At 56.1% G+C, this 7,936-nt stretch carries 7 protein-coding genes and 3 pseudogenes; 3 read left to right on the top strand and 7 right to left on the bottom strand.

From position 1 onward, the window contains the following. A partial coding sequence (locus NKI61_RS31515) for an aminotransferase class III-fold pyridoxal phosphate-dependent enzyme (protein WP_352842260.1) occupies positions 1-577 on the bottom strand: 577 nt, incomplete at its 3' end. Positions 578-1,778: 1,201 nt separating this feature from the next. Here NKI61_RS31515 and NKI61_RS31510 point away from each other — a divergent pair. Then, positions 1,779-2,750 (top strand): isopenicillin N synthase family dioxygenase, encoded by a 972-nt coding sequence (locus NKI61_RS31510; protein ID WP_352842264.1) that lies wholly within the window; start codon positions 1,779-1,781, stop codon positions 2,748-2,750. 103 nt (positions 2,751-2,853) lie between these two features. Then, positions 2,854-3,042 carry a transposase gene (locus NKI61_RS31505; protein ID WP_352842262.1) on the top strand — a complete coding sequence of 63 codons (189 nt, stop codon included), beginning with the start codon at positions 2,854-2,856 and terminating at the stop codon, positions 3,040-3,042. Between the two features lie 48 nt (positions 3,043-3,090). On the opposite strand, the gene NKI61_RS31500 is transcribed toward NKI61_RS31505, so the two are convergent. The 6 genes and pseudogenes from NKI61_RS31500 to NKI61_RS31480 all read right to left on the bottom strand — a co-directional run bounded on the left by NKI61_RS31500 (position 3,091) and on the right by NKI61_RS31480 (position 6,526). Continuing rightward, complete coding sequence (locus tag NKI61_RS31500; protein WP_352842258.1) at positions 3,091-3,249, bottom strand: type 1 glutamine amidotransferase family protein; 159 nt, start codon at positions 3,247-3,249, stop codon at positions 3,091-3,093. Between the two features lie 60 nt (positions 3,250-3,309). Next, positions 3,310-3,579 (bottom strand): annotated as a pseudogene (locus NKI61_RS33030) (IS110 family transposase); the annotation flags it as partial. A gap of 131 nt (positions 3,580-3,710) precedes the next feature. Then, positions 3,711-3,920: pseudogene (locus NKI61_RS31495) on the bottom strand (hypothetical protein); the annotation flags it as partial. Between the two features lie 192 nt (positions 3,921-4,112). Continuing rightward, positions 4,113-5,114, bottom strand: a complete 1,002-nt coding sequence (locus tag NKI61_RS31490; RefSeq protein WP_352842256.1) for an alpha-ketoacid dehydrogenase subunit beta — start codon at positions 5,112-5,114, stop codon at positions 4,113-4,115. Further along, a complete protein-coding gene (locus NKI61_RS31485; RefSeq protein WP_352842254.1) occupies positions 5,104-6,135 on the bottom strand; it encodes a thiamine pyrophosphate-dependent dehydrogenase E1 component subunit alpha in 1,032 nt (343 codons plus the stop codon). The genes NKI61_RS31490 and NKI61_RS31485 overlap by 11 nt, the downstream gene beginning before the upstream one ends. Continuing rightward, on the bottom strand, positions 6,119-6,526 hold the full coding sequence (locus NKI61_RS31480; RefSeq protein ID WP_352842252.1) for a LysR family transcriptional regulator: 408 nt from the start codon (positions 6,524-6,526) through the stop codon (positions 6,119-6,121). Before NKI61_RS31480 ends, NKI61_RS31485 begins: the two co-directional genes overlap by 17 nt. An 898-nt stretch (positions 6,527-7,424) precedes the next feature. On the opposite strand from NKI61_RS31480, the pseudogene NKI61_RS31475 reads away from it, so the two are divergent. Next, positions 7,425-7,881 (top strand): annotated as a pseudogene (locus NKI61_RS31475) (tyrosine-type recombinase/integrase); the annotation flags it as partial. Between the last annotated feature and the right edge of the window lie 55 nt (positions 7,882-7,936).

Here is a 7,936-nt window from a genome sequence, read left to right as displayed (position 1 = left end):
GCTCCATCGAAAGATTGTCGCGGTCGCGCCATGCCGTCGGCGCCGGCACGGTCGGCATCACCCGCATCATCGGCGTAAAAGTTTCGGCCAGCGCATCGTCGCCGGTGATCGAGAGCGAACCCAGCGTGCCGCCATGATAGGAGGGGAAGCGTGTGATCACCTTCCAGCGGCTGGCCTGACCGGTGGCAACCGCCCACTGCCGCGCCAGCTTGATGCAGGATTCCGTCGCCTCCGAGCCGCCCGAGACGAAGAAGATACGGTCCATGCCTTCCGGCAGCTTGCCGGCAAGTTCCCGCGCAAGCTCCTCCGCCGACTCGTTCTCGAAATGCAGCCGATAGGCGAAGGTGGCGCGGTCCATCTGCCGCTTCATGGCATCCAGCACGTTGCGGTTGGAGTGACCGATATTGGCGACCATCGGCCCGCTCGATCCGTCGATGAAGCGGCGGCCGTCCTGCGTCCACATATAGATGCCTTCGGCGCGGTCGATCAGCGGCCGGTGCAGGCTGGAGAGGTAGAACAGATGCGACTGCGACCGCTCTTCGGTCTGGGGCAAGAGCTGCACATCCGGTTTCGACATGTAAGGACTTTCCGAGATAGAGTGCCGTTCCAGGCAGAAGTGATGATGCCGAAGCGCTCGGGACCGCCTTGCCAATATTGCATCGGAACCAACCACTTCGTTCTGGTCATTGACGAAGTTGAAGCGTGGATTTCTGGCTGCTCATCGTATCTTCGACTCACCCACCGACCTGAACCTAGAGAAGACCGGCGGTCCATTGAGCAGCGAGCTATCCCATTCGGGTGGTGACCTGCCGCAGCGTTCCGCACCTTCCCGTCGAACTCGCACATCTCCATTGCTCCGATAACGCCGACCGCTCTTGATCGCGGTCCACTCCGCGCAGGATATACGGACACGGCCTGTCAGTTTGCGAAATTCTAAAAACGATTCGTTGCAAGATACGAGACAATCTTCGAAAATATTTCTCATTATACGGATGTGTGAATTGGATGCAGCAAAAATTACCTGTTTTGAATAAACGTTAAAATAAGCTGCAAAAAATTTCAATATATATTGCTGACGAAGTCGACCAAAGATGAGCATATCTGAGTCAACGCGATGCCTCTCTTTCAAAGTAAAGCCGCGTGTCTGCTGGGGGGGGCGGAGAAAGCGCCTTACGCCTCACTTATCGACAATCCCGTCACTCGCACCGGACCGATGCGTGGACTGGGCGAGTCGCCAGAGTTACATCCTCCGCGCCGTCGCTTCGATCAAGGCGTCCATCGACGACGGGGCTAGCTTGAGCCCGGTCTCCAGCGCTACCACCGGGTCAAGTGGGGTCGGGTGAGCCGCCGGTCTCGACTTCTCTGGATACCGAATAGGCTTTCTTCGCACCATCCGAGAAAACACACCTCTTCTGTTGATGAATTGCGATCCAATTTTAATGAAAATAAAATAACGTAAACTTGGCTTAACATTTATAAAACGCATTTTTCGTTTTAATTTACTTGTTGATGCCGTTAGTCAGATGATATTCCTTAAACGATGGAGATTTGTCTATAACTCCAGGATTTAATCGTGAAAGGAAGTCCAACGTGTGCTGTGGAGGTGAGTGCCTGCGGATGGCTTGCGAGGAGTACGGGTTCTTCTAATTTGTTGAGCCCAGCACCCCCAATGCAACGCAAAAGCTACCCACGGCTTCCTGATGGTTCTTCATCTGGCTGATCCAACAAGAATCCCGCTAAATAAAGGCGTACCCATGTCTAGGAATATCGTGGCCAATATGGATGACAAACTTCGCGCCAAACGCGAAAGCTTTGACAAGATCCCGGTGGTTGACATCGGGCCACTTCTGGATGGCAGCAACGAGTATGGGGTGGCGAAGGTGATACGTTGGGCATTGTCGAACGCTGGGTTCATGTATGTAAAGAATCACGGTATTCCGCAGGATTTCGTGGACTCGGTCTTCGATGTTAGCCGTCGGTTCTTTGATCTGCCCCTGTCAAAGAAGATGGAATTGCATGTAAGCAAATCGGATGTAGCCTTCCGCGGCTATATCGAGCCGTTCGGAGAAAACACGGATCCGGGGAAGACGAGTGACCTCAAGGAGTGCTTTGACATCGGTCCTGAACGTTCCACGTTGGAAGGTCCGTTTTTTGGCCCCAACCAGTGGCCCTCAAATCTGGCGGAGTTTCGCGAACTGACATACGGGTACCATCAAAAAATGGTGGAGCTCGCGAAAAAACTCCTGCAGGGCATTGCGCTCAGTCTGGACCAGTCTGAAAGCTATTTCGAAAGTTTCATGCGACAACCGATGAGCATTCAGCGCCTGCTTCACTACCCGCCGCAGAGTGGTTATATTAGCGAAGAGGTTATCGGCATTGGCGCCCACACGGATTACGGCCATCTGACTATCCTGGCGCAGGACGACGTGGGTGGCCTTCAGGTCATGAACCGTGATGGCGATTGGGTCGAGGGCATTCCGATCCACGGCACATTCGTAATCAATATTGGCGATCTGATTCAGCGACTCACCAATGATGTCTACCTGGCGAACATGCACCGCGTGGTGAATACCTCGGGACGCGAGCGATACTCAATCCCTTTCTTTATCGACGCTGATTTCAATGCGATCATCGAACCATTGCCTTCATGTGTCACGGAGAGCAACCCGCTTCGCTACAACCGGGTGACGTGCGGAGAGTACAAATTTGCGCGTTTCGCAGCAAGTTACGCCCACCTGACCAAAGCGTGACAAGTAAGCGATGTTCCGATGGCACTTTTCGGGGATCGGTGTGAAGGACGATGTCGGAAGGCTTCGACTGTGACGATTTCAGAGCTTACGCTTAAGTCGAACGATTTGGAGCCGGTCCGAGGTATTCACGGGCTCCGGCCGGCGACGCGAATGGCCTTCAGAGGAGAAGGCGCGGATCGTTGCGGAGAGCTACGAGGCTGGCGAGACTGTTTGTGCTCTAGCTCGCCGATATGCGCTTTCCTCCCAGCAACTGTATGCTTGGCGCCGAGCTGCGGCTATTCTTGCTCATTGATAAAGCGGATACCTCGGCCGATATCAGATGGTCGAGACCACCACGACGTCAAAGGACTCTTTTCAGCACATCCTTGAGCTGAACGGTTTCAAAGGAAACTCCGTTGCGTGCCAGGCACACGCCGCCCTTTGACGACGCCAAGCTCCATTGGAACAGAGTTTCGCCTTCCAAATAATTTGCGGCGCGGGAAGGGTAAACAAAAGCCATAGTGGCTGCCAGATTGTAGCACGGAGTAATTATAACAAGTCTTTGACGCGCTCGCCCGGCCGGGATCAGCAAGGGCGCAACGACATCGGTGGCCCCGAGCTCGACGATCTGGCGGTACGCCCGTAGCCGGTCGGCCCGGCCTCGTAGCAGAAATGAAGGTGAGCATGATTTTTCTCCTGCTTGCACACGACGCGCTCCACGCCGCCGGCGTCGCCTCGATCTCGCCGAAATACCGGACCCCTCCACCGCGCCCGCCCTCGGCAATCGCGACAGCATGCTTGGCTTTCGACACATCGACACGCACGCGTAAAAAACGTTATCTTGCTCCATGGCCCGTCCTTCACTTGGGGCTCGGCTCGGCAGTCCCGAGCAACCCTCGGTTGCTTAACAGCTGAAAGACTAAGGGCGGGCCGCCGCTCAGACCACAGTGATAACATCTAGCCAAGGGGAACGATTGCAGTTTAAGCACACATGCCAACCGATTCGGGTCGGAGATGACGTCCTGCAAGCTTCAGAAATTTGCTCGCACCGGCGCATCTCGCGCGATGATCAACTGACAGCCTAGAAGTCAGCATCATTGCAACCGCCATCTTGCCGACACGATCTACCGCGCCGCACGGCGCAGCGCTGCCTACGGTCAGAATAGCGCATCGTCGTGCGTTCATGACGGGTCGGCTGCGATAGCCGCACTTTCCGGTACGACGATTCTCGTCAACATACCATTCGCTCTACAGCGAGATTGACCGCACCGCTGAGATGATTTACTCGACCTCATTGACTACTCGGATTTCAACCAGCAACTATTGTGGCTCTCGATAGGCATTCGATAAGATGGTTCCATTCTGTCGGAGTCCTTGAGGATGTCAGAGCAGCCGCCGTACGGCGGCGATGATGTGATCCGTCGTCGGGAAGAAATCCTTCTCGAGGGCAGGACTGAATGGGACGTGAATATCTGGAGCGCTGAGGCGCAGGATCGGGCGCTTCAATAGATCGAAAGCCTCCTCCGCCATCACAGCGGCGATTTCAGTTCCCACGTTGCAAACGCGGTGCGCGTTCTCAACGATTACTAGCCTTCCGGTCTTCGCGACTGATTTTTTGAACGCCTCATGGTCAAGTGGCTTTAAGGTACGCGGGTCGATCACTTCGACCGAAATGCCTTCCCTGGCGAGCGCGTCGACAGCTTCCATCGCCTGTCGAATGGCACCGGCAATAGCGACAAGCGTTACGTCTTTTCCCTTGCGCTTCACATCCGCTTTGCCAATAGGAACCAGCAGTTCCGGATCTGTGGGCACGTCGCCCTTCAGCGGCCACAGGCCGGTGTCTTCGAAGACTAACACAGGATCGCCGTCGCGAATGGCCGATTTCATAAGTCCCTTGATATCGGCGGCGCTGGTAGGGCTGATGATCTTGAGGCCTGGCACGTTCATAAAGAACGGATAAGGCCGGTCGGCATGCTGCGCCGCCACGGACCCCACGGAGTACATATAGCAACGAAACACAACGGGAATATCGATTTGGCCTCCAGTCATATACCGCAATTTCGAGGCCTGATTGATGATCTGATCCGAGGCGAGGTAGACGAAGCTGGCAGTTGAGAGGTCTACGATTGGCCGCAATCCGTTGATTGCTGCCCCGACTGCGAGGCCGGTGAAACCGCCTTCTGAAATTGGCGTTTTCCAAATACGATTCTTGCCGAACCGCTCAATGAGTTTGGCGCCGCCATAGATCGAAATGTCCTCTCCCATCAGGACGACGCGCTCATCACGATCCATTTCCTCGATGTGCGCCTGTACGAGAGCCTCAATATAAGTCATCTGAATATGGGCGCCGGGCGTCGGGGCAAGCTTGTGGGCATCAGTTTCCATGTCGATCAATTCGGGTCGAGCCCGCCACGAAACTGTGATGGCCCGCAATGGGGGAGTTGAACATATAGTCAGGCAGTGTTTTGAGCCGAGGTAGCGGGCTGTTTAAACCAAATTGTAGAGCCTGCTTGACAGATTCTACGACTTCGTCCTCGATTGCTCTCAAATTCTTTTCAGTTATGCCTTCCTCGAGGAGAACAGTGCGATACAAATAAATCGGATCGCGATCGCGTTTGTAGGTCTCGATTTCTCTAACCGATCGATAAGGCTCCCCCGGGATTACCAAACCGAACATGTGCTCGTCGAACCGATAGGTGTTGGCTACTATCAGAGTAGGCCCCTCGCCCGCGCGTGCTCGCGTGACAGCCTGTGCCGCAGCTTCATAGACGGCGCCTACACTCTGCCCGTCAACCGTTACCCCTGGCATGCCGTACCCCGCTGCCCGCAGCGCGATGTCAGGCTGCCCGTGGCTTTGCGCCACCGAGGTAGTGATCGCATAGCCGTTGTTCTCGCAAAGATAGATGACCGGAAGCTTCCACAGCGACGCCATGTTGAGACTTTCATGAAAGGTGCCTTGGTTCACCGCTCCATCGCCGAAGAAGCAAAGGGTAACCTGATCGACGCCCCGCACCATGGCGCTGAACGCGCAGCCGGTGGCAAGAGGAATGCCCCCTCCGACGATACCTGATTCGCTGATGATCCCGATCGAATTGTCTGCAAAGTGCATCGAACCGCCGCGCCCCTTGCAAATGCCGCCCTCCTTCCCCATGAGTTCAGCCATGAGTGCGTCCAGATGCGCACCCTTCCCGATCGGATGACCGTGCGAACGATGCGTTCCGGTCACGCCGTCATCGTCCCGAAGCGCGAGACATGCCCCAACGATAGCGGCTTCCTGACCCACGCTCGAGTGGAACCAACCAGGGATCTTGTCACCTTTCATCAGGCGCATACCCTCTTCTTCGAATTGACGGATGCGAAGCATCCGCCGATAAGCCTCTGATCTTCGATCACCGCTTAATTGCATGACCCAATCGTTGCTCCAATTTGAAGAAAAAAGATGCCCACCTTTGCCTCAAAGCGCGGCATGTGCGCGCATCAGCCAGATCGACGCGAACGCATCGACATGCGAGAACGACCGCCGCGTTCATGCTCGTGAGGACATCGCAGGTCTTGGAGAAAATGCTGGCCAGCTTGGCGTAAAGGTCTTTGCCTGGGGCGATAAGCGCGACGTCAGCTCCAATTATCACAAACAGGGGAACGCCAAGCTCGTCTTCAATGACTTTGATCTGCTGACGGATCTCTATCGCGGTTAGGTTTAACTCGGAAGCCGCAAGCTTGAACGAGAGATGGCGTGCCGGTGCCTCGAATACCTCTAGGGCACTCAGGAACGGGAGACCATAATAGCGATGATCCATTGAACATTCCAATCAGATCGGCAGTTGCGAACCGAACGATGGGGGTATCCAACGTCGTCTGCCGCCCATGCCGCCGGTCTACACGCAGTAAAGTTGAGAGGCTGATGGCCCGCGACTGGCCTACGTTACTTCATCGCGACGGTTGGCTGTGACCGAGCAAGTTGCGTGCCGACTGCCCCACCGTTCTGGATTGCGCTACTCGTCCACACCAACAGGCCGGCGGGCCGACCGTTTCGTTTGGCTTCCGACATTCTTGTCCAGCTTCAGACAAGCGTGCATATCGTGGAGTTGACAGGTGGAATCCGGTCACCGTAAGCCTGGTTACTTGGGTTTTATCCGCAGCCGTTTCCTTGCCGAGGTGGTCAGCACGGGTGGTCGGCCACGAAACGCTGGGGCCATAGGGCGCAAGCAAGCCAATTCTTGCCCCAGGTCGGGCGGACAGGGTTCAAAATGCCCGATATCAGGACGGCCAAGGAAAGAAGTTTGTCCGTTACGCCTTTCATCCGCGTGCGGGAGAGGTCTTCGTCACGGATCGCAGGCGTTACTGGGTTGAGCCTGCTTATGGGCGATGGCAGTCTAACGCGGATTCCGATCAGTACGACGCGAGATCAGATCGCCCTGACGATGGCGATCCGCGAGGCGCCTCGGCCACCTGGCGGCCGCCAACTTCCGGCGTGTTCCTGGATTGAAAGGTAGGCGATCCTGCCGGGGCGCAGGGCGAAAATAAACGCCCTGCCGCACAGCGCTTAGGTCGTGTGGACTCTTGGGATTCCCAAGGCTGAGCAAATCAGATTGAACTAAACCGCTGCCGCGGTAGCTGATGCCGGTTCTGGCCTGAGGAGGTCCCTGTCTGAGAAGATTTGGTGTCGAGCCAACCTTCCAGACAGGAGAACCCCAGATGGCCCAGATAAGCCCTCTGCGTCAGCGGATGATTGAAGATCTGACGATCTGAAGAAATGCGCGCCTATCAGGCCCACTTGGTGGGCCGAAGGGTCTCGTGGGGCGCGTTGAACCAGACCGTTTGCGCCTTGCGTTTCTTCTACGGCGTGACGCTTGGTCGATCTGATCTGCCTGAGCGGATCGCTTACGCCAGGACGCCGCGCAAGTTACCGATCGTGCTGAGCGCCGATGAGGTGGTCGGGTTTCTGCAGGCCGTGAAGGGGACGAGGAACCGGGTCGCTCTGATGACCACCTATGCGGTGGGCTTACGCGCCGCGGAGGCGGCGCGTCTGCAGGTGACGGACATCGATAGCAGCCGGATGATCATTCGCATCGAGCAGGGCAAGGGCGGCAAGGACCGCTATGTGATGCTGTCGCCGCAGCTGCTGGAGATTTTGGGTAGTGTGCTGAGAGTTCTGCAAATTCGCTGAGAGAGGGCGGTCATGGCAGGCTGGTGATGTTCAACGTCAC

This window comes from Mesorhizobium sp. M0514 (assembly GCF_040321145.1).
Lineage (GTDB): Bacteria > Pseudomonadota > Alphaproteobacteria > Rhizobiales > Rhizobiaceae > Mesorhizobium.
Note: the sequence above shows the minus strand (reverse complement) of the source record. Positions and strands in the feature narration are given on the sequence as shown.